Source organism: Streptomyces sp. NPDC050433, from assembly GCF_044458565.1.
Classification (GTDB): Bacteria; Actinomycetota; Actinomycetes; order Streptomycetales; family Streptomycetaceae; genus Streptomyces.
Genome location: NZ_JBITIB010000049.1, coordinates 13,963 through 35,142, shown reverse-complemented (window position 1 = coordinate 35,142; position 21,180 = coordinate 13,963). Strand labels below are relative to the sequence as shown.

19 protein-coding genes are annotated in these 21,180 nt (G+C 69.7%); 13 read left to right on the top strand and 6 right to left on the bottom strand.

Annotated elements, in window-relative coordinates:
* Window positions 1-276: 276 nt before the first annotated feature.
* Together ACIBLA_RS36060 and ACIBLA_RS36055 are read right to left on the bottom strand one after the other, a co-directional pair.
* A complete protein-coding gene (locus tag ACIBLA_RS36060) occupies window positions 277-885 on the bottom strand; it encodes a response regulator transcription factor (RefSeq protein WP_363246678.1) in 609 nt (202 codons plus the stop codon).
* A 79-nt stretch (window positions 886-964) separates the two neighbouring features.
* The gene (locus tag ACIBLA_RS36055) at window positions 965-2,212 is read right to left on the bottom strand and encodes a histidine kinase (RefSeq protein WP_363246677.1); all 1,248 of its coding nucleotides are present in this window, start codon (window positions 2,210-2,212) and stop codon (window positions 965-967) included.
* Between the two features lie 442 nt (window positions 2,213-2,654).
* On the opposite strand from ACIBLA_RS36055, the gene ACIBLA_RS36050 reads away from it, so the two are divergent.
* From ACIBLA_RS36050 to ACIBLA_RS36000, 11 genes are all read left to right on the top strand, one after another.
* Window positions 2,655-3,941: an activator-dependent family glycosyltransferase gene (locus tag ACIBLA_RS36050; protein WP_399201005.1), complete on the top strand. Its 1,287-nt coding sequence runs from the start codon at window positions 2,655-2,657 to the stop codon at window positions 3,939-3,941.
* Window positions 3,942-4,008: 67 nt separating this feature from the next.
* Window positions 4,009-4,581 (top strand): dTDP-4-dehydrorhamnose 3,5-epimerase family protein, encoded by a 573-nt coding sequence (locus ACIBLA_RS36045; RefSeq protein ID WP_399201004.1) that lies wholly within the window; start codon window positions 4,009-4,011, stop codon window positions 4,579-4,581.
* Window positions 4,582-4,701: 120 nt separating this feature from the next.
* On the top strand, window positions 4,702-5,769 hold the full coding sequence (locus ACIBLA_RS36040) for a glucose-1-phosphate thymidylyltransferase (RefSeq protein WP_363246674.1): 1,068 nt from the start codon (window positions 4,702-4,704) through the stop codon (window positions 5,767-5,769).
* The gene (gene rfbB, locus ACIBLA_RS36035) at window positions 5,766-6,752 is read left to right on the top strand and encodes a dTDP-glucose 4,6-dehydratase (protein WP_363246673.1); all 987 of its coding nucleotides are present in this window, start codon (window positions 5,766-5,768) and stop codon (window positions 6,750-6,752) included. The genes ACIBLA_RS36040 and rfbB overlap by 4 nt, the downstream gene beginning before the upstream one ends.
* Window positions 6,739-7,743 (top strand): NAD-dependent epimerase/dehydratase, encoded by a 1,005-nt coding sequence (locus tag ACIBLA_RS36030; protein WP_363246672.1) that lies wholly within the window; start codon window positions 6,739-6,741, stop codon window positions 7,741-7,743. Before rfbB ends, ACIBLA_RS36030 begins: the two co-directional genes overlap by 14 nt.
* The gene (gene rfbH / locus ACIBLA_RS36025; protein ID WP_363246671.1) at window positions 7,740-9,053 is read left to right on the top strand and encodes a lipopolysaccharide biosynthesis protein RfbH; all 1,314 of its coding nucleotides are present in this window, start codon (window positions 7,740-7,742) and stop codon (window positions 9,051-9,053) included. The genes ACIBLA_RS36030 and rfbH overlap by 4 nt, the downstream gene beginning before the upstream one ends.
* A 43-nt stretch (window positions 9,054-9,096) precedes the next feature.
* Window positions 9,097-9,840 (top strand): NAD-dependent epimerase/dehydratase family protein, encoded by a 744-nt coding sequence (locus ACIBLA_RS36020; RefSeq protein ID WP_363246670.1) that lies wholly within the window; start codon window positions 9,097-9,099, stop codon window positions 9,838-9,840.
* Window positions 9,841-9,883: 43 nt separating this feature from the next.
* A complete protein-coding gene (locus tag ACIBLA_RS36015) occupies window positions 9,884-11,281 on the top strand; it encodes an NDP-hexose 2,3-dehydratase family protein (RefSeq protein WP_363246669.1) in 1,398 nt (465 codons plus the stop codon).
* Window positions 11,278-12,264 carry a Gfo/Idh/MocA family oxidoreductase gene (locus ACIBLA_RS36010; protein WP_363246668.1) on the top strand — a complete coding sequence of 329 codons (987 nt, stop codon included), beginning with the start codon at window positions 11,278-11,280 and terminating at the stop codon, window positions 12,262-12,264. The genes ACIBLA_RS36015 and ACIBLA_RS36010 overlap by 4 nt, the downstream gene beginning before the upstream one ends.
* Before the next feature lie 13 nt (window positions 12,265-12,277).
* A complete protein-coding gene (locus tag ACIBLA_RS36005; RefSeq protein ID WP_363246667.1) occupies window positions 12,278-13,450 on the top strand; it encodes a macrolide family glycosyltransferase in 1,173 nt (390 codons plus the stop codon).
* 402 nt (window positions 13,451-13,852) lie between these two features.
* Window positions 13,853-14,914, top strand: coding sequence for an alpha/beta hydrolase (locus ACIBLA_RS36000; protein ID WP_399201003.1), 1,062 nt, complete (start codon window positions 13,853-13,855; stop codon window positions 14,912-14,914).
* 93 nt (window positions 14,915-15,007) lie between these two features.
* Here ACIBLA_RS36000 and ACIBLA_RS35995 read toward each other — a convergent pair whose 3' ends face one another.
* Window positions 15,008-15,358 (bottom strand): hypothetical protein, encoded by a 351-nt coding sequence (locus ACIBLA_RS35995; RefSeq protein WP_363246665.1) that lies wholly within the window; start codon window positions 15,356-15,358, stop codon window positions 15,008-15,010.
* Window positions 15,359-15,480: 122 nt separating this feature from the next.
* On the opposite strand from ACIBLA_RS35995, the gene ACIBLA_RS35990 reads away from it, so the two are divergent.
* Window positions 15,481-16,491 (top strand): aldo/keto reductase, encoded by a 1,011-nt coding sequence (locus ACIBLA_RS35990; protein ID WP_399201002.1) that lies wholly within the window; start codon window positions 15,481-15,483, stop codon window positions 16,489-16,491.
* 22 nt (window positions 16,492-16,513) lie between these two features.
* Here ACIBLA_RS35990 and ACIBLA_RS35985 read toward each other — a convergent pair whose 3' ends face one another.
* Both ACIBLA_RS35985 and ACIBLA_RS35980 read right to left on the bottom strand, forming a co-directional pair.
* Window positions 16,514-17,422 carry a PhzF family phenazine biosynthesis protein gene (locus ACIBLA_RS35985; protein WP_399201001.1) on the bottom strand — a complete coding sequence of 303 codons (909 nt, stop codon included), beginning with the start codon at window positions 17,420-17,422 and terminating at the stop codon, window positions 16,514-16,516.
* A 38-nt stretch (window positions 17,423-17,460) separates the two neighbouring features.
* Window positions 17,461-18,222 carry an SDR family oxidoreductase gene (locus ACIBLA_RS35980; protein ID WP_363246661.1) on the bottom strand — a complete coding sequence of 254 codons (762 nt, stop codon included), beginning with the start codon at window positions 18,220-18,222 and terminating at the stop codon, window positions 17,461-17,463.
* A 213-nt stretch (window positions 18,223-18,435) separates the two neighbouring features.
* On the opposite strand from ACIBLA_RS35980, the gene ACIBLA_RS35975 reads away from it, so the two are divergent.
* Window positions 18,436-20,097 (top strand): alkaline phosphatase D family protein, encoded by a 1,662-nt coding sequence (locus tag ACIBLA_RS35975; protein ID WP_399201000.1) that lies wholly within the window; start codon window positions 18,436-18,438, stop codon window positions 20,095-20,097.
* On the opposite strand, the gene ACIBLA_RS35970 is transcribed toward ACIBLA_RS35975, so the two are convergent.
* Entirely contained in the window at window positions 20,094-21,113 is a 1,020-nt protein-coding gene (locus ACIBLA_RS35970) for a Gfo/Idh/MocA family protein (protein ID WP_399200999.1), read from the bottom strand. The genes ACIBLA_RS35975 and ACIBLA_RS35970 overlap by 4 nt on opposite strands.
* Window positions 21,114-21,180 lie beyond the last annotated feature (67 nt).

The following is a 21,180-nucleotide window of genomic DNA, read 5'->3' as shown; positions in this document are numbered from 1 at the left end:
GACGCCGTCTCCGACGTGAACCGGTCACCCGTCAGCTGCATACCGTCACCGGAATCACCCGCGAAACGGATGACCACCCGATCCAGACGACGGACCTCGTGAGTCGGACGAGTTGTTCCCTCCGTACCCCCAGGGGCGCTCGTGTCACTCGTATGAGTCGTGTCAACGGCCACCGGCCGCTCCTTCCCGTCGACGCAGCAGGCTGCCTGCGACCGCACGGTATTGAGCGACCCTAGTGATCTGCCAAAGCCGCCTCATCGCGACCGACGGACGCTGTCACTGCAGCCAGTCCGCGTCCCTGGCGATACGGATCGCGTCGATCCGGTTACGCGCGTTGAGTTTGCTGACGATGGTGGTCAGATAGTTGCGGACCGTCCCCGCCGACAACCGCAGCACGGAGGCGATCTCCCGTGTCTCCGCGCCTTCCGCCGTGAGCCGCAGAACCTGGGCCTCCCGGTCGGTGAGGGGGTTTTCGAACTCTCCCCAGGCGGCCAGCGCCAGTTCCGGGTCGAAGGCTCGGTGCCCCGCGGCCACCCGCCGTACGGCGGTGGCGAGTTCGGCCGAGGGGGCGTCCTTGAGGAGATAGCCCGATACCCGGGCCTCAAGCGCCCGGCGCAGGGTGCCGGGCCGGCCGAGGCTGGTGAGGATGAGGGCGCCGCACTGCGGGAGTCGTTCGCGCAGCTGAGTCGCGGCCGACAGACCGTCACACCCGGGTAGATCGATGTCGATGATGGCAACGTCGGGCCGGTGCTTGAGCGCCATCTCGACGATCTCGTCTCCGCGCCCGACCTCACACACCACTTCGAGATCGGCTTGGAGATTCAGCAGAGCGACCAGGGCGCCGCGGACCATGTTCATGTCCTCGGCGATCAGTATGCGTATCACTGCGCTCCCGCCTGCGGTCTGTAGGAACCGGATAGTGACGAGGTGTCATGGTCCGTACCAGTGTTGCCGGGGCGTGCGGTCATGCGGCTGATCCAGTGGGCGGGAAGACGCTCTCCCTCGGTTCCGGGGACGCTTCTGGTGGTCTTCGCGAGGGCGCTTCGGCGAGGAGACGAAAAGTGCCGTCTTCGCCACGGCCCGATTCGAGGTGTCCGCCTATCGCGTTCATACGCGCCTGAAGGTTGCCGAGTCCGTTGCCGCTGTGAGGTGCCGGGTTGTGGTAGGCGGGGTCGGCGCCGTCGTTCTCGACCACGAGGCGGACCAGGCCGTCCTGTTGGACGGCTTGGATGCCGCAGTGTGCGGCCTTGCTGTGCCGCAGGACGTTGGTGACGGCTTCGCGTAGCGTGGTGGCGAGTTCGGTCTCGACATGGGGGGAGAGTGTGCTGAGTTCGACCTCCACCCGCAGGTCGATGCCGGCGGCGTCGAGCATCGACTGCGCGGCTCTGATCTCCTGCCGGAGCGACATGGCGCGGTAACCGCTCGCGGCTTTGCGGACGTCGGCGAGGGACTGTCCGGCGATGGTCAGGACCTCGTTGATCTCCTTCACGGCGCGGTTGGGGTGGGTGGGGATGAGGTGTTGGACGAGTTCGCTTTTGAGGGTGATGGCGGAGAGGCTGAAGCCGAGGAGATCGTGGAGGTCGCGGGCGAAGCGGAGTCGTTCTCCGGTGACGGCTTGGCGGGCGAGTTGACCGCGGGTGGTGTGGAGATGTGTGGTCAGTTCCGTCAGCCGGGTGAGTCCGTAGAGGACGAGTCCCGACAGGAGCGTGGTGTGGGCGAAGAACACGCTCTCGATGAGTGGTCGGCTGTCGACGAGCGGTGGTACGAGCATGCTCAGGCCCACGGTGGCGTAGAGCGGCCAGGCCACGCGGGGCGGCAGAAGGAGCAGGAGTGAGCCGGCCAGGTAGCCGGCCATGGCTTCCCAGTAGGTCTGGAAGACGAGGACGGGGAGGTAGGTCAGGACTGCCTGGAGGGTGAGGGTCAGGCATCTCCGGGGCAGGGGGGCCTGATTCATGCGCGGTGCGGAGTGCATGAGTTGCAGGGCGAGGATCAGCAGGAGGAGGAGCAGGCTGACTGCCTCGGCGGCCGGCGATGTTCCGGCGCTCAGGATGCCCAGGGCGGTGAGGAGCGCGTAGCCCAGCAGCGTGGGGATGAGGATGGTGCGTGCCGACCGGGAAACGGGAAAGACGGTCCCGGGACTTGGCGGGACAACCGCCTCGGGTCTGTGACCCCTCGACTCGTCCCCGGTGTCGGAACGTTCGTGACTGCCCATCATCTGCACTGTCCCCCGCAACATGTGCGCCATCCTGCGGGGATGATAAGTCAACGCAGTTAAGAGTGGGGTGGGATCAGGGTTCCGTTGGTACAAATTTGCGGAACCGATCGATCCGGGTACTCCAGTGGCGCATCGCTGTTCCTGCTGGTCAGATGCCTGTTGCTGGCGGTAACGGGAGTTCCGGCGGCGCCTGATGGGTTGATTGATCGTCAAAAGGGTGGATTGTGCGGGTGGGGCCCCGGTATGGGCAGATCCTGACGTGAACGCAGGACCCTGAACCGGGCTGTGGCCGGGGGCACTTGAAGAGTTTCCCGCCGACCGCCGCCGGAAGGCCGCTTCCCTGCCCGCTCTGCACAAGCGGCTCTTTAGAGCCCCCTCGCAGGATTCGAGTGAACAGCACGCCGTCGGCGTCGGGCCGGCAGTCTCGGAGAGGTCAGCGATGCGCGTTCTTTTCACCATCTTTCCGACATCAGCACATCTCTATCCAGCCATCCCGCTGGCATGGGCGCTGCAGAGTGCCGGGCACGAGGTCGTGGTGGCGAGCCCCGAGGGGGTGGTCGACCCGAACGTGATCGCCAACATCACCTCGGCCGGCCTCACCGCGGTGTCCCTGGGCGGCAAGGAGGAACTCACCGCCTCCCTGGCGCCCTTGATGGCCGGCGCGGGCCCCAACCGGCCCACCCTGGCGCTCGACCCCGCCGACGAGAACGCCTGGCGTAAGGCCAGGGCCGTCCTCGCGGGAATGTTCAACGCGTACTACCCGCCGGAGACGGTGAGCGGTGGCGCTCGGCCGATCCTCGACAAGCTGGTGGCATTCGCTCAGGACTGGCGCCCCGACCTGGTGTTGTGGGACCCGCTGGCCCCGACCGGAGCGGTGGCCGCGCGTGCCTGCGGCGCCGCCCACGCGCGTCTTCTGTTCGGCATGGACAACATCGGTCTGATCCGTTCCAAGACGCGGCAGGAGCTGGCCGATCCGTCCTCGGGCCTGACCGAGGACCCGTGGATGTCGTGGCTCGGCCCGGTGCTGGAGCGCTACGACCTCGACTTCACCGAGGAGACGCTGGTCGGCCAGTGGACCCTGGACCTGACCCAGTCCCGGATGCGCGACCCGCTGGACCTGACGTACGTCCCGGTCCGCCGGGTCCCGTACAACGGGGCCGCCACACTTCCGCAGTGGCTGCACGCCCGGCCCGAGCGGCCTCGCGCGGTGCTCACCCTGGGTGTGAGCCGCCGACTGCTCGCCGGTCGCCACAGCGGCTTCCCGATGCGGGAGTTCTTCGACTCCGTGTCCGGTCTGGATCTGGAACTGGTCGCGACGCTGAACAGCGAGCAGCTCAGCGCCGTGGGCACGCTCCCGGACAACGTCCGCGCCATCGAGTACGTACCGCTCAACCAGGTGCTGCCCACCAGCTCGGCGATCATCCACCACGGTGGCGGCGGGACGTTCGCCGCCGCCGTCGCGTTCAAGGTGCCGCAACTCGTCGTGCCGCTCCCGATGTGGGACGAGATGGTCACGGCGCGGTACGTCGTCCGCCGGGGTGCCGGACTGATCGCCGACGCGGCGTCGATCGACGTCGACAGCCTGGGCAAGGACCTCGTCCGGCTGGTCGAGGAGCCGTCCTTCGAGCTCGGGGCCCGCGGTCTGTACGAGGACATGCTGGCCGCGCCGGCGCCGAAGGACGTGGTCCCGGTCCTGGAGAGGCTGACCGCGGAGCATCGCGGCTGAGCGGCCGGCCTCCGCCCACTCGGCACGAGTCGGGTTCAGGACGAAAGGACGAAAGGGCGAACGAGCCGTGCGCATCGAGGAAAGCACCATCCCCGGCACGTTCCTGATCGAGCCGGACCACATATCCGACGACCGGGGCGTGTTCTACGAGTCGATGCGGTCCGACGAACTGGAGCGGGCCGGGGGGATCACCTTCCAGCCCCGACAGATCAACTACTCGGTCTCCAGGCGTCACACCCTGCGCGGCATCCACAGCGTGAGCAGTCCTCCGGGGCAGGCCAAGTACGTCACCTGCGTCCGGGGCGTGCTGCGCGACATCCTCGTCGACCTGCGGGTCGGTTCGCCCACGTTCGGCAGGCACCAGGTGAACGAACTGGACGCCGCCTCCGGCCGGTCCGTGTACGTCCCGGAGGGTGTCGGCCACGGATTCCTGGCGCTGACCGACGACAGCTGCATCTGTTACGTCGTCAGCAGCACCTACGTCCCCGGAACACAGATCGACATCAACCCGCTCGACCCCGACCTGGACCTGCCCTGGGACTGCGCCGGGACACCCCTGATCTCGGACAAGGACGCGAAGGCGCCCTCGCTGGCCGAGGCACTGGCAGCAGGCATGCTGTCCGATTTCGACGCCGCCTGACGCGGCGAAACCCCCGTCCTGCCGCCCGCCCGCGCACCGGAACGCCGGTGCCCGGCCGAGCGGCTGTGCACCACGCACCAGACCGAAGAGGCATCACCACATGAATCGAGAGGACCTGCCATGAAGGCTCTGGTGTTGGCCGGCGGATCGGGCACCCGCCTACGGCCATTCAGCTACTCGATGCCCAAACAGCTCATCCCCATCGCGAACACCCCGGTACTGGAATACGTCCTGAGGAACATCGCGGACCTGGGCGTGACCGAGATCGGGATCATCGTCGGCGACCGCGTCGCCGAGATCCACCAGGCGCTCGGGGACGGATCGCGGTTCGGGGTACGGCTGACCTACATCCAGCAGGAAGCTCCGCTCGGCCTCGCCCACACCGTCGTCATCGCACGGGACTTCCTCGGTGACGACGACTTCGTGATGTACCTCGGCGACAACATGCTGCCCGAGGGCATCGCCGGCATCGCCGAGGACTTCGCCACGCACCGCCCGGCCGCCCATGTAGTGGTGTACAAGGTCCCGAACCCGCGGAGCTTCGGCGTGGCCGAACTGGGCCCGGCCGGCGAGGTGCTGCGCCTGGTGGAGAAGCCCCAGCAGCCGCGCAGCGACCTGGCCCTGATCGGCGTGTACTTCTTCACCGCCGCCATCCACGAGGCGGTGAAGGCCATTGAGCCCAGCGCCCGCGGCGAACTGGAGATCACCGACGCGATCCAGTGGCTGGTGACGTCGGGAGCGGATGTGCGGGCCGGCCAGTACGAGGGCTACTGGAAGGACACCGGGAACGTCGAGGACCTTCTGGAGTGCAACCAGCGCATGCTGGACAGCCTGCGGCCCTCCGTGGCCGGTGAGGTCGACGACGCCAGCGTGCTGGCGGGACCGGTCGTCGTGGAGGAGGGGGCGCGCATCGTGCGCTCCCGTATCGAGGGCCCCGCGATCATCGGCGCCGGCACGGTCGTGGAGGACAGCCACATCGGCCCGCACACGTCCATCGGACGCGGCTGTGCGGTCACCGGAAGCCGGCTTGAGTACTCCATCGCCCTGGACGGAGCGTCGGTCACCGGCGTCCAGGGCCTGCGCAGTTCCGTCATCGGCCGCTCAGCCTCCGTCGGCACCACCGAGGAGAGCACGGGCCGTTACTGCCTGGTCGTCGGAGACCACACCCGAGTGGAGGTCGCGGCATGAGGATCCTCATCACCGGAGCGGCCGGTTTCATCGGCTCCAACTTCGTCCGTAACCTCCTCGCGGACAACTACGCGGGGTGGCAGGGCGCCGGCGTCACCGTCCTGGACAAGCTGACCTACGCGGGCAACCGCGACAACCTGCCGGCCACGCACCCGCGCCTGGAGTTCGTCCAGGGCGACATCTGCGACGCGGGCCTGCTGCGCGAACTGCTGCCCGGACACGACGCCGTGGTGCACTTCGCCGCGGAGTCCCATGTGGACCGGTCACTGGAGGGCGCGGGCGAGTTCTTCCGCACCAATGTCCTGGGCACCCAGACGCTGCTCGACGCCGTGCTGCACACCGGTGTCGAGCGGGTCGTGCACGTCTCCACCGACGAGGTGTACGGCTCGATCGGGGAGGGCTCCTGGACCGAGGACTGGCCGCTGCTCCCCAACACCCCCTACGCGGCTTCCAAGGCCTGTTCCGACCTGGTCGCCCGCACCTACTGGCGCACCCACGGAGTGGACCTCTCCATCACGCGCTGCTCCAACAACTACGGGCCGTACCAGCACCCCGAGAAGCTCATCCCACTGTTCGTCACCAACCTGCTGGAAGCCAGGCAGGTGCCGCTGTACGGCGACGGAGGCAACATCCGCGAGTGGCTGCATGTGGACGACCACTGCCGTGGCATCCACCTCGTGCTCCAGGACGGCCGGGCCGGTGAGATCTACAACATCGGCGGCGGCAACGAGCGGACCAACCGCGCCATCACCGAGCGGCTGCTCGAAGAGACCGGCTCGGGACCGGAGATGATCCGCCACGTCGCCGACCGCAAGGCGCACGACCTGCGGTACTCCATCGACGATTCCAAGATCCGGGACGAGCTGGGGTACGCGCCGCTGACCGGATTCGAGGAGGGCCTGGCCGCCACGGTGGACTGGTACCGCGACAACGTCGACTGGTGGAAGTCCGTCAAGTACGGGGCCGAACGTGCCGAAGGCTGACAACGGTGGGGCCGCCGGGCTCCGCGTCGTGGTGCTCGGGGGCACCGGCTACCTGGGCCGCCGCATCGGCGAGGCGTTCACCGCCGACGGCGCCCTGGTGCACCTGGTGTCCCGGAGTCCGGCGGAGGACGGCGCGGCGGGCCCGCGTTCCGTCCGCATGGACCTGCTGACCGCCGGCCCGCGCGAACTCACCGAATTCTTCCGTTCGGTGCGGCCCGACGTGGTCGTCAACGCCGCCGGCCGGGTCTGGCGGGCCGACGAGGCCGAGATGACCGCGGGCAACGCGGACCTGGTGGCCCGCGTGACGGAGTCACTCGTCGACCTGCCGCACGGGCCGCGGCTGATCCAGCTCGGCACCGTCCACGAGTACGGCGCCGGAGCACCCGGCGCCGGCACCTCCGAGGAGCAGGAGCCCGCTCCCGTCACACCGTACGGGCGCACCAAACTCCTCGGCACCCGGATCGTGCTACGGGCCGCGGCGGAACACGGCCTGGACGGTGTGGTGCTCCGCCTCTCCAACGTGATCGGCGCCGGGGCGCCGGTCGGCAGCCTTTTCGGCATGGTCGCCGCGCACCTCGCCGACGCCGCCCGAGCCCACTCGCTGGGCGAGAAACCGGACGAGCTGAGGCTTCCTCCGCTGCGCGCCCACCGCGACATCCTGGACGCGCAGGACGCCGCCGACGCCGTACGGGCCGCCGCCACCGCGCCGGGGCTGGACCTCAGCGGCGAGGTGATCAACATCGGCCGCGGCGAGGCTGTCCCGATGGACGCGCTGATCCACCGCATGGTCGAACTCAGCGGCGTGGATCTCCCGGTCGTCGAGTCCGTCGCCGACCAGCCCGGACGCACCGACGCGCAGTGGCTGCAACTGGACGTCTCACGGGCGCTGCGGCTCCTGGGATGGCAGCCGCGGCGCTCCCTCGACACCTCGCTGCGCGACCTGCTCACGGCCGCGGTGCCGACGCCAGTCAACGATAGGAAACGACGATGAGCGATACCGCCGACAACAAAGAACTGGTGCTGGACGAGGTCCGCAGGTACCACCGGGAGACCGCGCCCGACCAGGAGTTCGTGCCCGGTGTGACCGAGATCTGGCCGTCCGGCGCGGTCCTGGACGAAGAGGACCGGGTCGCCCTCGTCGAGGCCGCGCTGACCATGCGCATCGCCGCCGGGCCCAGCTCCAAGAAGTTCGAGTCCGCCTTCGCCAAGCGCCTGAAGCGGCGCAAGGCCCATCTGACCAACTCCGGTTCGTCGGCGAACCTTCTCGCCGTCTCGGCCCTCATGTCGCACCAGCTCGGTGACCGGCGGCTGAAGCCCGGCGACGAGGTCATCACCGTCGCGGCGGGATTCCCCACCACCGTCAACCCGATCCTGCAGAACGGGCTCCTGCCGGTCTTCGTGGACGTGAACCTGGCCACGTACAACACCACGGCCGACCGGGTGGCGGCGGCCATCGGCCCCAAGACCCGCGCGATCATCATCGCGCACGCGCTCGGCAACCCCTTCGAGGTCGCCGAGGTCGCCCAGCTCGCCAAGGACCACGACCTCTTCCTCATCGAGGACAACTGCGACGCGGTCGGCTCCACCTACGACGGTCAGATCACCGGCACCTTCGGCGACCTGACCACGGTCAGCTTCTACCCCGCGCACCACCTCACCATGGGTGAGGGCGGCTGCGTCCTCACCTCCGACCTGGGCCTGGCCCGCATCGTGGAGTCACTGCGCGACTGGGGGCGGGACTGCTGGTGCGAACCCGGCAAGAACAACACCTGCTTCAAGCGGTTCGAGTACCAGATGGGCAATCTGCCCGCCGGATACGACCACAAGTACATCTTCTCCCACGTCGGTTACAACCTGAAGGGAACCGACATCCAGGCCGCGCTGGGCCTCACGCAGCTCACCAAGCTCGACGGCTTCATCGAGGCGCGCCGGCGCAACTGGCGCCGGCTGCGCGAGGGACTGGACGGTGTACCGGGCCTGCTGCTCCCCGAGCCGACCCCGCGGTCCGAGCCGAGCTGGTTCGGTTTCATCATCACCGTCGACCCCGAGGCCCGCTTCACACGCGCCGAACTGGTCGAGCGTCTGGAGGAGCGGAAGATCGGCACCCGGCGGCTGTTCGCCGGCAACCTCACCCGCCAGCCGGCCTACATCGGCCAGCCCCACCGCATCGTCGGCGACCTCACCAACAGCGACATCATCACCGAGCACACCTTCTGGGTCGGCGTCTACCCAGGCCTCACCGACGAAATGCTCGACTACGTGACCGCCACGATCAAGGAGTTCGTGGCCCAGCGCGGCTGAGCCCGACGGACCGCCTCCCACCCCAGAGATCAGGAAGATGACGATGGACATAGTGGGAACCGGATTCCTGGCACGGTGTCTGCGTCCGCTGGCAGGCCGGCATCCGGGCACCGTGGCCCTCGCCGCGGGAGAGTCCAGAACGAGCGGCGCCTCCGACGCGGACTTCGCCAGGGAGGCCGCACTGCTGCGCGACGTCGCCAAGCGGTGCGCGGCCGACGGGCAGCGGCTCCTGTTCTTCTCCACCGCCGCGATCGGAATGTACGGGCTCGCCGAGGGACCGGGCAGCGAGGACACCCCGGTGACCCCGTACACCCCCTACGGCGCACACAAACTCGCGCTTGAGGACCAGCTGCGCGACTCCGGGGCCGACCACCTCATCCTGCGGCTGGCGCACCTGGTGGGACCGCACGGGCGGTACCACCAGCTCATCCCCACGCTGGTGCGGCAGGTGCGCGAAGGGGTGGTCACCATCCACCGGGGCGCCACCCGTGACCTGATCCGGGTCAGCGACGTGATAACGATCATCGACCGGCTGCTCGCCGCGGATCCGCGGGCCGACACGGTCAACGTGGCCTCCGGATTCGCTGCCCCGGTGGAGGACATCGTCGACCATCTCGCCGACGCGTGGGGGCTCGAACCGCGCAAGCAGTACGTGGACACGGGTGTCCCGTACACCATCTCCACCCAGAAGCTGCGCTCCCTGGTTCCTCAGGTCGCGGACATGGGCTTCGGCCCCCACTACTACCGCCTGGTCCTCAACGACTTCCTCGCGGCCGAACATGCCTGACCCTGCCGCGTACGCATCACGAGAAAGGCGGGGAGTCCCTCCGATGCCGTCTCCCATCATCCAGACGCCCGAGAACAAGAGCCTGTCCGCCCGCATCGCTCTGTCGGCTGCCGCCGCCCAGGGTGCGCACCTGCGTACCGAAGACTTCGGCGACTGGCTGGCCGGACGGGGCAGGGCCAATGCCTTCCGGGTGGAGCGGATACCGTTCGCGGAGCTGGACGGCTGGTCGTTCCAGGAGTCCACCGGGAACCTGGTGCACCGCAGCGGCCGGTTCTTCACCGTCGAGGGCCTGCACGTCACGGAGGAGGCGGAACCGCACGGTGACGGTCCCTACGCCGACTGGTACCAGCCCATCATCAAACAGCCCGAGGTGGGCATCCTCGGCATCCTCGTCAAGGAGTTCGACGGGGTGCTGCACTTCCTGATGCAGGCGAAGATGGAGCCGGGCAACCCGAACCTGCTCCAGCTCTCGCCCACGGTCCAGGCGACCCGCAGCAACTACACCAAGGCCCACAAGGGCGGGGACGTCAAGTACGTCGAATACTTCGTCGGACCCAACCGCGGCCGGATCGTCGCCGATGTGCTCCAGTCCGAGCACGGCTCGTGGTTCTACCGCAAGTCCAACCGCAACATGGTGGTGGAGGCGGTGGGAGACGTGCCGCTGCTGGACGATTTCTGCTGGCTCACCCTGGGACAGATCCACGAGCTGCTGCGCCGGGACAACGTGGTCAACATGGACTCCCGTACGGTGCTGTCCTGCCTGCCCTTCGAGGACGCCTCGGACGGCGCGCTGCTCTCGGACATCGAACTGCTCTCATGGTTCACGGGCGAGCGCACCCGGCACTCCGTGCGGACCGAGCGCGTCCCGCTGGACTCCATTCCCGGCTGGAAGCGCGGCGAGAGCGCCATCGAGCACGAGGAGGGCCGCTACTTCAACGTCGTGGCCGTGTCCGTACGGGCGGGAAACCGCGAGGTGACGGGCTGGACCCAGCCCCTGTTCGAGCCGGTCGGTCTGGGCGTCACCGCCTTCCTCACCCGTGAGTTCGGCGGGGTCCAGCATGTGCTCGTACAGGCCCGTGTCGAGGCCGGCTTCCTCGACACCGTCGAGCTGGGACCGACCGTGCAGTGCACCCCGGACAACTACGCCCACCTGCCCGAGGAGCAACGCCCCCTGTTCCTGGACACGGTGCTGCGCGCCGGTGCGGACCGCATCCGCTACGAGGTCGTGCACTCCGAGGAAGGCGGGCGCTTCCTCAACGCCGAGAGCCGCTTCCTCATCGTCGACGCGGACGAGGCCGACGCACCGCTCGACCCGCCGCCCGGCTATGCCTGGGTCACCCCCGCGCAGCTCACCTCCCTGGTCCGGCACGGTCACTACCTCAACGTCCAGGCACGCACCATGCTCGCCTGTCTCAACGCGACGGCGGTGAGCACCCGGTGACCGGACCCCTGCGGGTCGGGGTGATCGGATGCGCGGGCATCGCGGTACGCCGCATGCTTCCCGCCTTCGCCGCCTGCCCCGACATCGAGATAGCGGCCGTGGCCAGCCGGGACCCGGCCAAGGCCCGGCAGGTCGCGGAACGCTTCGGCTGCCGCCCCGTGCACGGATACGGCGAACTCCTCGAACTCGACGACATCCAGGCCGTCTACATACCGCTGCCGGCGGCGCTGCACGCCCGGTGGACCGAGGCGGCACTGAACACGGGCCGGCACGTCCTCGCCGAGAAGCCCCTGACCACCGACCGCCACCGCACCGGAGAACTGCTCGAACTCGCCGACACCCGCGACCTGGTGCTCATGGAGAACGTCATGTTCGTCCATCACCATCTGCACAGCGCCGTGCGGCGCCTGGCCGCTGACGGCGCGATAGGTGAACTGCGGGCGTTCCAGGCGGCGTTCACCATTCCACCGCTGCCGGACGGTGACATCAGATACGACCCCGAACTCGGCGGCGGGGCACTGGCGGACGTCGGGGTCTACCCCCTCCGGGCCGCACTGCACTTCCTCGGCCTCGAACTCGACGTCGTCGGCGCCCGCCTCCTGCGGGGCGCGGGGCGGCGGGTCGAGACCTCCGGCGCCGCGCTGCTGAGCACCCCCGGCGGCGTCACTGCCCAGATCACCTTCGGCATGGAGCACGCCTACCGCTCGTCGTACGAACTGTGGGGCAGCGAGGGCAGCATCACCGTCGACCGGGCGTTCACCCCGCCCGCCGACCATGTCCCCGTGATCGGCCTGCACCGCGGCGGGAAGACCGAGGAGATCCGGCTCGAACCGCACGACCAGGTGGCGGCCACCGTCGAGGCCTTCGCCGCCGCGGTGCGCGCCGGAACCCTCCCGGACACCCGCGCCACCCTGCGGCAGGCGGAACTCCTGGACGAGACACACCGGTCCGCCTCGCGCGCGGAACCCGTCAGAACTGGATGAGAGGGAGATATTCGTGCAACGCCACATCGCTTTCTTCAACTTTCCTGCCGTAGGCCATGTCAATCCCACGGTCGGTGTCGTCGAGGAACTGGTGAAACGAGGTCATCGCGTCACCTGCACCGCAACGGACCATTTCGCCCCCATAGTGAAGGCCGCCGGCGCCGAACCGGTCAGGTACGACTCGGTCTTCGGCGACTTCTACCAGGCCCCCCTCACTGCCGAGGAGAACGCCGGCGAGGGGCTGCGGTGCCTGGACGAAAGCACGTCCCTCGTGGAACAGGTCGCACCGTTCTACGAGGAGAACCGGCCGGATGTGATCGTCCATGACTTCATGGCGTGGGGAGCGCGGTTCTTCGCCGCCAAGAACGACATTCCGCTGATCCGTACCTATCCGGTGTTCGGTGCCAACGAACACTTCTCGCTCCGGGAGAAGTTCCCGGTGGCGGAGCTGAGCGACCCGCAGATCATGGAAGCGGTGCAGAAGCTCGCGGGCGTGCTGCCCCAGTTCGGCCTGGCGCCCGACCCGATGGGCTTCCTCTCGCACATCGAGAAGCTCGGTGTCATCTTCCTCCCGCGCGAATTCCAGTACGCGGGCGAGACCTTCGACGAACGGTTCGTCTTCACCGGGCCCTGCATCGCCGAACGCCCCTACCAGGGCACCTGGCAGCCGGCCTCGGCGGACCGGCCCGTGCTGCTGATCTCGCTCGGCACCTCGGCCAGGGGCTGGTCGGAGTTCTTCACGATGGCCATCGAGGCCTTCGGTGACTCCGAGTGGGACGTCCTCATCACCGTCGGTGAGCACACCGACCCCGCGGGCCTCGGGCCGCTGCCCGCGAACGTCGACGTACGGCGGTACGCGCCGCAGCTCGACGTGCTGCGCCACGCCCGGCTGTTCATCACCCACGGCGGTATGAACAGCACCATGGAGTCGCTGAACAACGGTGTGCCCATGGTGGTCGTGCCGCAGACGAGCGAGCAGCGGGCCAACGCCCAGCGCGTGGAGGAGTTGGGCCTCGGCCGCCGGCTGGCCAAGGAGGACGTCACGGTGCAGAGCCTGCGCGAGGCCGCGGACCAGGTCACGGGCGACGCGTCGGTGGCCGACAGGGTGCGGGCCATGCGGGAGCGCATGCGCTCCGTCGACGGTCCGGCCATCGCGGCCGACGCCGTCGAGGCGTACCTGGCCTAGGGCCTCTCTTCAAACTGGAGTCGTCCGCCCACAGGGCGGGGCTCACGGCGTCTGGTGCGTGCGATCGCAAGGCGGAGGATCGCGCTCGTAGTGGACGTACTTGGACGCCTTCGAGAACGCTGCCAACGCAGCGAGGGCGCGTGCCAGGCGTCGTGAGCCAGACGCCAGTTTGAAGACAGGGCCCAGCAGAGCTGAGTACCGTCCCCGCGACGCGGATCCGTGTCGCGGGCGGGCCGGCACCGGCGTTCGTACGACCCTGGACCGTTTCTCCGGCATCGGTCGCCCCGGTCATGTCCGGGGCCGTTCGAACGACATCGCACATCGCAGCCGACCGGGCCTCCGGCCTCGGTCCGCGCCGTTCCGACGGCGCCTTCCACCGAACGGGACGGTGACCCGCCAACCATGGACCATCTGGAAGAACTCAAGGAATTCGCCCGCCTGCACGCACAGGGGCAGGGCATGACGGCCGAGCACGCCACTCGTGTCCTCGCCCGTATCACCAACGACACCACGGGGGACCCAGACTCCTGGGCCCAGGTGTGGACCGCCGAGGGCCGGGCCGCCGCCGCCCGCGACGACCTCCTCGACGCGTGCCGGCACTACGCGCTCGCCCGTTTCCCCTACCACGGTGACGCCGATCGCCAGCGCGCCCAGCGGCTCTGCGTCGACACCTTCGACCAGTGGCGCCGTGACCAGGACGGTGTCGAGCGCCTGGAGTTCAAGGACACCGACGGCACGGGCGGCACCGTCGCCTGCTGGGCCGCCGGGCTCGACAGGTCCCGCCCGCTGCTGGTCGTCATGGGCGGCATCGTCAGCGTCAAGGAGCAGTGGGCGCCGCTGCTGCCCCTGCTGCGCAAGCTCGGCTTCGCCGCCGTCGTCGCCGAGCTGCCGGGCGTCGGCGAGAACACCGTCACGTACGGCCCGGACTCCTGGCGCACCCTCAGCTTTCTGCTCGACCAGCTCGCCGACCGTGCCCGGGTCTCCGACACCTCGATGCTCGCCCTCAGCTTCAGCGGCCACCTCGCCCTGCGCGCCGCCGCCGATGACCCGCGTATCCGCCGCGTCCTCACCGTCGGCGCACCCGTCGCCGACTTCTTCACCGACGAGGCCTGGTGGCCCCGGGTGCCCGGCATCACGACCGACACCCTGCGCCGCCTCACCGGCAGCGAGGACCTCGCCGAACTCCGTCACCGGCTGGCGGGGTTCGCACTCACACCGGAGCAGCTTCGGCAGGTGCGGATACCCGTCCGGTATGTCGCCAGCAGCCGCGACGAGATCATCCCGGACACGGATCAGACGCTGCTGCGCCGCACGCTCGACGATGTCAAATTCAAGACGTTCGACGACGTGCACGGTTCGCCCGCCCACCTCGCCGCGATGCGCCGCTGGCTCTTCTCCCAGCTGCTGTGGCTGCGCTTCGCGCGCCGCGGCACCCGGTCGGCGTCCCGGTCCGGCGGCCGTTGAGGACGGGCGCGGCCCTCCGGTGGGTGCAGTCACGCTTGTCACGCAAGTCGGGGCGGGAGAAGCCGAGTTGGTGAGGGCCCGGAGGCCGGCCGGTCACAGTTCCTCGGCGCGCAGTGCCAGGTCCTGGAGGATGTCCGCCGACGAGACGTCCGGGCCGCCGGCGTCGTGCACGCGGGCCAGGGTGACGAAGGCGAGCGTGAAGGCCCCCACGAGCTGCTCCACAGCGCCGCCGACCTCGCGGCCGAGCAGATTGCTGAGTTCCTCGGGGGTTGCGTCGGCGGGTACCTCGACGCGCGGCATCGTCTCGTTGAGCAGTTCGGTCACGACGCCCATCTCGGCGTCCATGTCCTGTTCCTGGCCGGTGTCCTCCTCAAGTCGGCGCTGCCAGTCACCGGCCTGCGTCAGGATGGCGATCACGCGCTTGAGGACCTCGCTCTGCTCCATGCCGTGAGCATAGGCGGGCGGGCTGGGCCGGGCGGGTAGCAGCGCGAGCCGAAGTAGCCGAAGCCGCCGGCGTCGTCCGCCCCCTTGTCTTCGAGTGCACTCCAGCATCTACCGTTCCGTCCATGAAGAAAAGGACGTTGGGACGCGGCGGGCCGGAGATCGGTCCGCTCGGCTTCGGCTGCTGGGCCATCGGAGGCGAGTGGTGGAACCGGGACGGCGATCCGCTCGGCTGGGGCGCGGTGGACGACGACGAGTCCGTCGCCGCGATCAGGCGGGCGCTCGAACTGGGTGTGAGCTTCTTCGACACGGCGGACGCGTACGGCGCCGGGCACAGTGAGCGCGTCCTCGGCCGGGCGATCGCCGGGCGACGGGACGAGGTGGTCATCGCCACCAAGTGGGGCAGCTCCTTCGACGAGGCGACACGCACGTCCACCGGCCCGGTCACCACCCCCGCCTACGCGCGGCAGGCGCTGACGGCGTCCCTGCGGCGGCTCGGTACGGACCACATCGACCTGTACCAGTTCCACGTCGGCGACGCGTCGCTCACGGAAGGCGCCGAACTCCGTGATCTGTGCGAGGAGTTGGTGGCTGAGGGGCTGATCCGCAGTTACGCCTGGAGCACCGACGACCCGGAGCGCGCGGCGGTCTTCGCCGAAGGGCGGCACTGCGCGGCCGTGCAGCACCAGTGCAACGTGCTCGAGGACACCCCCGAGATGCTCGACCTGTGCGCGCGGCACGGGCTCCTCAGCGTCAACCGCGGTCCGCTCGCGATGGGGCTGCTCACCGACAAGACCGGGTCGGGCAGCCGGGGCGCGAAGGGCGACATCAGGGCGGTCCCGCCGTCATGGCTGCGGTGGTTCGGCGCGGGCGGCGGGGCGCTGCCCGAGTGGGTGGCACGGGTCGACGCCGTCCGCTCCGTGCTCACGAGCGACGGCCGCACCCTCGCGCAGGGTGCGCTCGCGTGGCTGTGGGCGCGCAGCGAACTGACGGTGCCGATTCCGGGTTTCCGGTCGGTCGCGCAGGTCGAGGAGAACGCCGGCGCGCGGGAGTTCGGCCCGCTGAGCCCGGCGCAACTCCAGGAGATCGCCGACCTGCTGGCACCGGGTGCGGCCACTGCGGAGGCCGGGCGGTAGGAGGCGCCCCCGGCGTACGGGGCTACCGCACGGCCCGGACCGGCTCCGCCGGGATCGACGCGCCCGCGCCCGACACCCGTACGCGTGCGTCGCCCGGCCGCAGTTCCACCGTCAGGACGCCCGGACGGCCCATGTCCACGCCCTGGTGGAGGGTGAGCACCGATGTCTCGGGGACCAGGGCGAGTTCACGCGCGTATGCCCCGAACGCCGCCGCCGCGGCCCCCGTCGCCGGGTCCTCGACCACGCCGCCCACCGGGAACGGGTCGCGTACGTGGAAGACGTCCGCCGACTCGCGCCAGACCAGTTGGAGCGTGGTCAGGTCCAGCCGGTGCATCAGCGCTTCAAGGCGGGCGAAGTCGTAGTTCAGGTCCGCCAGCCGGGCGCGCGTCCCCGCGCCGACGACGAGGTGGCGGGCGCCGCCGTAGGCGATACGCGGCGGCAGCGCCGGGTCGAGATCGCCGGCCGGCCAGCCGAGCGCGGCCAGCGCCTCCGTGAGGTCGGCGGCGGCGACGTCCTCGACGTGCGGTTCGACGCTCGTGAGCGTCGCCCGCGGCGGACCGCCGTCCGCCGGGGCGGCGACCGTCACGGGGACGGTCCCGGCGCGGGTCTCGAAGACCAGATCGCCCGCGCCGATCCGCTCGGCCAGCGCGATCGCCGTGGCGACGGTCGCGTGACCGCAGAACGGGACCTCGGCCTTCGGGCTGAAGTACCTGACGGTGAAGGCCCGCCCCGGCTCACCCACACCGTCGGGCGCCGCCGTGAGGAACGCGGACTCGCTGTAGCCGAGGTCGGCGGCGATCGCGAGCATCGCGTCATCCGTGAGCCCGGACGCGTCGAGCACGACGCCGGCCGGGTTGCCGCCGGCGGGATCGGTCGAGAAGGCCGTGTAGCGCAGGACTTCACCGGTCAGTGTGGGTTCGGATGCACTCATGCGCGTGCCAACCACAGCGCGTGGGGAGACATTCCCGTTCAGCCCCGCCCGATGAACGGCATCGTCGTCGCCAGCACCGTCGCGAACTGGATGTTCGCCTCCAGTGGCAGCTCCGCCATGTGCAGCACCGTCGTCGCCACGTCCGCCGCGTCCATCACCGGCTCCACCGCCAGTTCGCGGTTCGCCTGCGGCACGCCCCGCACCATGCGCTGCGTCATGTCCGTCGCCGCGTTGCCGATGTCGATCTGGCCGCAGGCGATACGGTACGGACGGCCGTCCAGGGACAGCGACTTGGTCAGTCCGGTGAGGGCGTGCTTCGTCGCCGTGTACGCCACCGAGTCCGGGCGTGGCGCGTGCGCGGAGATCGAGCCGTTGTTGATGATCCGGCCGCCCTGCGGGTCCTGGTCCTTCATCAGCCGGTACGCCGCCTGCGCGCACAGGAACGAGCCCGTCAGGTTGGTGTCGACGACCTTGCGCCAGGCCGAGTAGGGCAGTTCCTCCAGAGGCACGCCGCCGGGGCCGAACGTGCCCGCGTTGTTGAAGAGGAAGTCGATCCGGCCGTACCGCTCCCGCACGGTCTCGAAGAGCGCGTCCACGTCCTCGGGACGTGCCACGTCCGTCGGGACGCACACCGTCTCCTCCCCCGAGTCCGCCGCCAGCGCCGCCGTCTCCTCCAGCCGCTCCGCCTTGCGTCCCGCGAGCACCACCGACCAGCCCGCCCCGGCCAGGGCGAGCGACACTCCCCGGCCGATGCCCGAACCCGCCCCCGTCACCACAGCGATCTTCCGCACAGCATCCATGGCCCCGCAGCGTACGGGAGCACCGGGACACGGGAGTACAGGAGTACGGGACGCGGCGAGCCGTCACCGGGCCCGCCGGTACCGCTCCAACCAGGCGCACCGCACGGGGAACTCATCAGGCGGACATCGCGATGTTATGTACCCGACAACGGTCGTATGTCGTGTACGGCTGCACTTCCCCTGACAACAGCCGTCAGGGGAGGGACACATCACATGACATCCGCACGTACCGGGACGCCCGCAGACCGGACCGCCGCCACGCACTCGCCCGAGTTGAGGGCCGCCGCGGCCCGCCTCGGCCGCCGCAGGTTCCTCACCGTCACGGGCGCCGCCGCCGCGCTCGCCTTCGCCGTCAACCTGCCCACGGCGGGCACCGCGAGCGCCGCCGAGCTGGACGCCGCGAAGATCAAGAGCGACCCCTTCACCCTCGGCGTCGGCTCGGGCGACCCGCAGCCCACCTCCGTACTGCTCTGGACCCGTCTCGCCCCGAGCCCGTACGAGAGCGACAGCGGACTGCCCCGGACCAGGGTCTCCGTACGCTGGGAGGTCGCCCACGACGAGCGGTTCACCCGGGTCACCAGACGCGGAACGGCCACCGCCCACCCCGAGTTCGACCACAGCGTCCACGTCGAGGTCCCCGGCCTGGACGCGGACCGCTTCTACTTCTACCGCTTCCGGGTCGGCTCCTGGATCAGCCCGGTCGGCCGCACCCGTACCGCCCCGGCGCTCTCCGCGAACATCGCGGAACTCAAGCTCGCCGCCGTCTCCTGCCAGGCGTACCACGACGGCTACTTCACCGCGTACAAGCACCTGGCCGCCGAAGACCTCGACGTCGTCGTCCATCTCGGCGACTACCTGTACGAGTACGCCGTGACGGCGGTCGGCGGCGCGCGCAACTACACCGACCGGCGGCTGCCCGCCCACTACAACCGCGAGACGATCACGCTGGAGGACTACCGGCTGCGCTACGGCCTCTACAAGTCCGACCCGGACCTGATGGCCGCGCACGCCGCGCACCCCTTCGTCGTCACCTGGGACGACCACGAGACCGAGAACAACTACGCGGACGAGACGCCCGAGAACGACGTCCCGCCGGAGGAGTTCCTGCTGCGCCGCGCCGCCGCCTACCGCGCGTACTGGGAGAACCAGCCGCTGCGCACCCCGCAGCAGCCCGAAGGCCCGGACATGCAGCTCTACCGCCGGCTGCACTTCGGACAGCTGGCGCAGTTCGACATCCTCGACACCCGCCAGTACCGCTCCAACCAGGCGTACGGGGACGGCTGGCGGGTGCCGGGACCGGAGTCCGAGGACCCGGCGCGCACCATGACCGGCGAGACGCAGGAGCGGTGGCTGCTGAACGGCTGGAAGCAGTCCCGCGCCATCTGGAACCTGCTGCCGCAGCAGGTCACCTTCGCGCAGCGCCGCGACGTGCCCCGGCCCGACTTCAAGCTGTCGATGGACGCCTGGGACGGCTACCCGGCCTCCCGCAAGCGGATCCTGGACGGCGCCGAGGCGGCCGGACTCGCCAACCTGATGGTGCTGACCGGCGACGTGCACGTCGGCTACGGCTTCGACCTCAAGGCCGACTTCAACGACCCCGGCTCCCGCACCGTCGGCACCGAGATCGTCGCCACCTCCATCACGAGCGGCAAGGACGGCGCGGACAAGCCGGCCAACTGGGACAACCTCACCACCGCCAACCCGCACATGAAGTTCTACAACGGGCGGCGCGGCTATGTGACCGTCACGCTCGGCAGCCAGCAGGCGCGCGCCGACTTCAAGACGGTGTCCGCCGTCACGACACCCGGCGCGCCCCTCTCGACGGCCGGGTCCTTCGTGACCGAGGTGGGTGACCCGGGCCTCAAGCCCGTTTAGCTGTCCACCGGGTAGTCGTCCACCGGGTAGCGGACGCCGACGCGCTCACGTACCGCGTCGAGCGTCCGCATCACCGCCAGACTGCCCTCCAGCGGCACCAGCGGCGACTCGGTCTCCCCGGCCCGCAGGCACCGCATCACCTCGGCGGCCTCGTGCTGGAGGCCCGTCAACGGGCTCTCCACGGTGTGCTGTTCGGGATCCCGCCCGGCCCGGTGCAGCACAAAGGAGTTCGGCGCGAAGAAGTGGCCGGGCAGCTCGATCCGGCCCGCCGTACCGGTCACCGTCGCCGTCGACGCCATCCTGGCGGTCACCGAGCAGCTGAGCAGCGCCGTCGCCCCGGACTCCCAGCCCAGCAGTATCCCGGTGTTGAGATCCACCCCCTCGGGCGACAGCAGCGCGTCGGCCTGTACGCGGTCGGGCTCGCCCAGGATCAGCTGCGCGAACGACACCGGGTAGACGCCGAGATCGAGCAGCGCGCCGCCACCGAGCGCCGGATCGCGCAGCCGGTGCTCGGGACCGAACGGCCCCGGAATCCCGAAGTCGGCCTGCACCGTGCGGACTTCGCCGATCGCCCCGTCCGCGATCAGCTCCGTCATCCGCCGGATGACCGGGCTGCAGTACATCCACATGGCCTCCATCAGGAAGAGACCCCGCTCCCGCGCGAGCGCCACCAACTCCCGTGCCTCGCGCGTGTTGAGCGTGAACGCCTTCTCGCACAGCACCGCCTTTCCCGCTTCGAGGGCGAGCCCCGACGCGGCCCGGTGCGCGGAGTGCGGCGTCGCGACATACACCACATCCACCTCCGGATCGGCGACGAGTCCGGCCCAGTCGCCGTACGCCCGTGGGATGTCGAACCGGTCGGCGAACGCCTTCGCCGACGCCTCGCTCCGCGAGGCCACGGCGACGACCTCGGCGCCATCCATGCGCCGTAGATCCGCGGTGAACGTCGCCGCGATCCCTCCGGTGGCCAGTACACCCCACCGTGTCGTGTGGTTCCCGTCGTGTTCCGCCGTCATACATGCCCCCTACACAAAAAAGGTCACGACCAGTCGGTCCGAGCTGAGAGCATAAGGAGGGTTACAA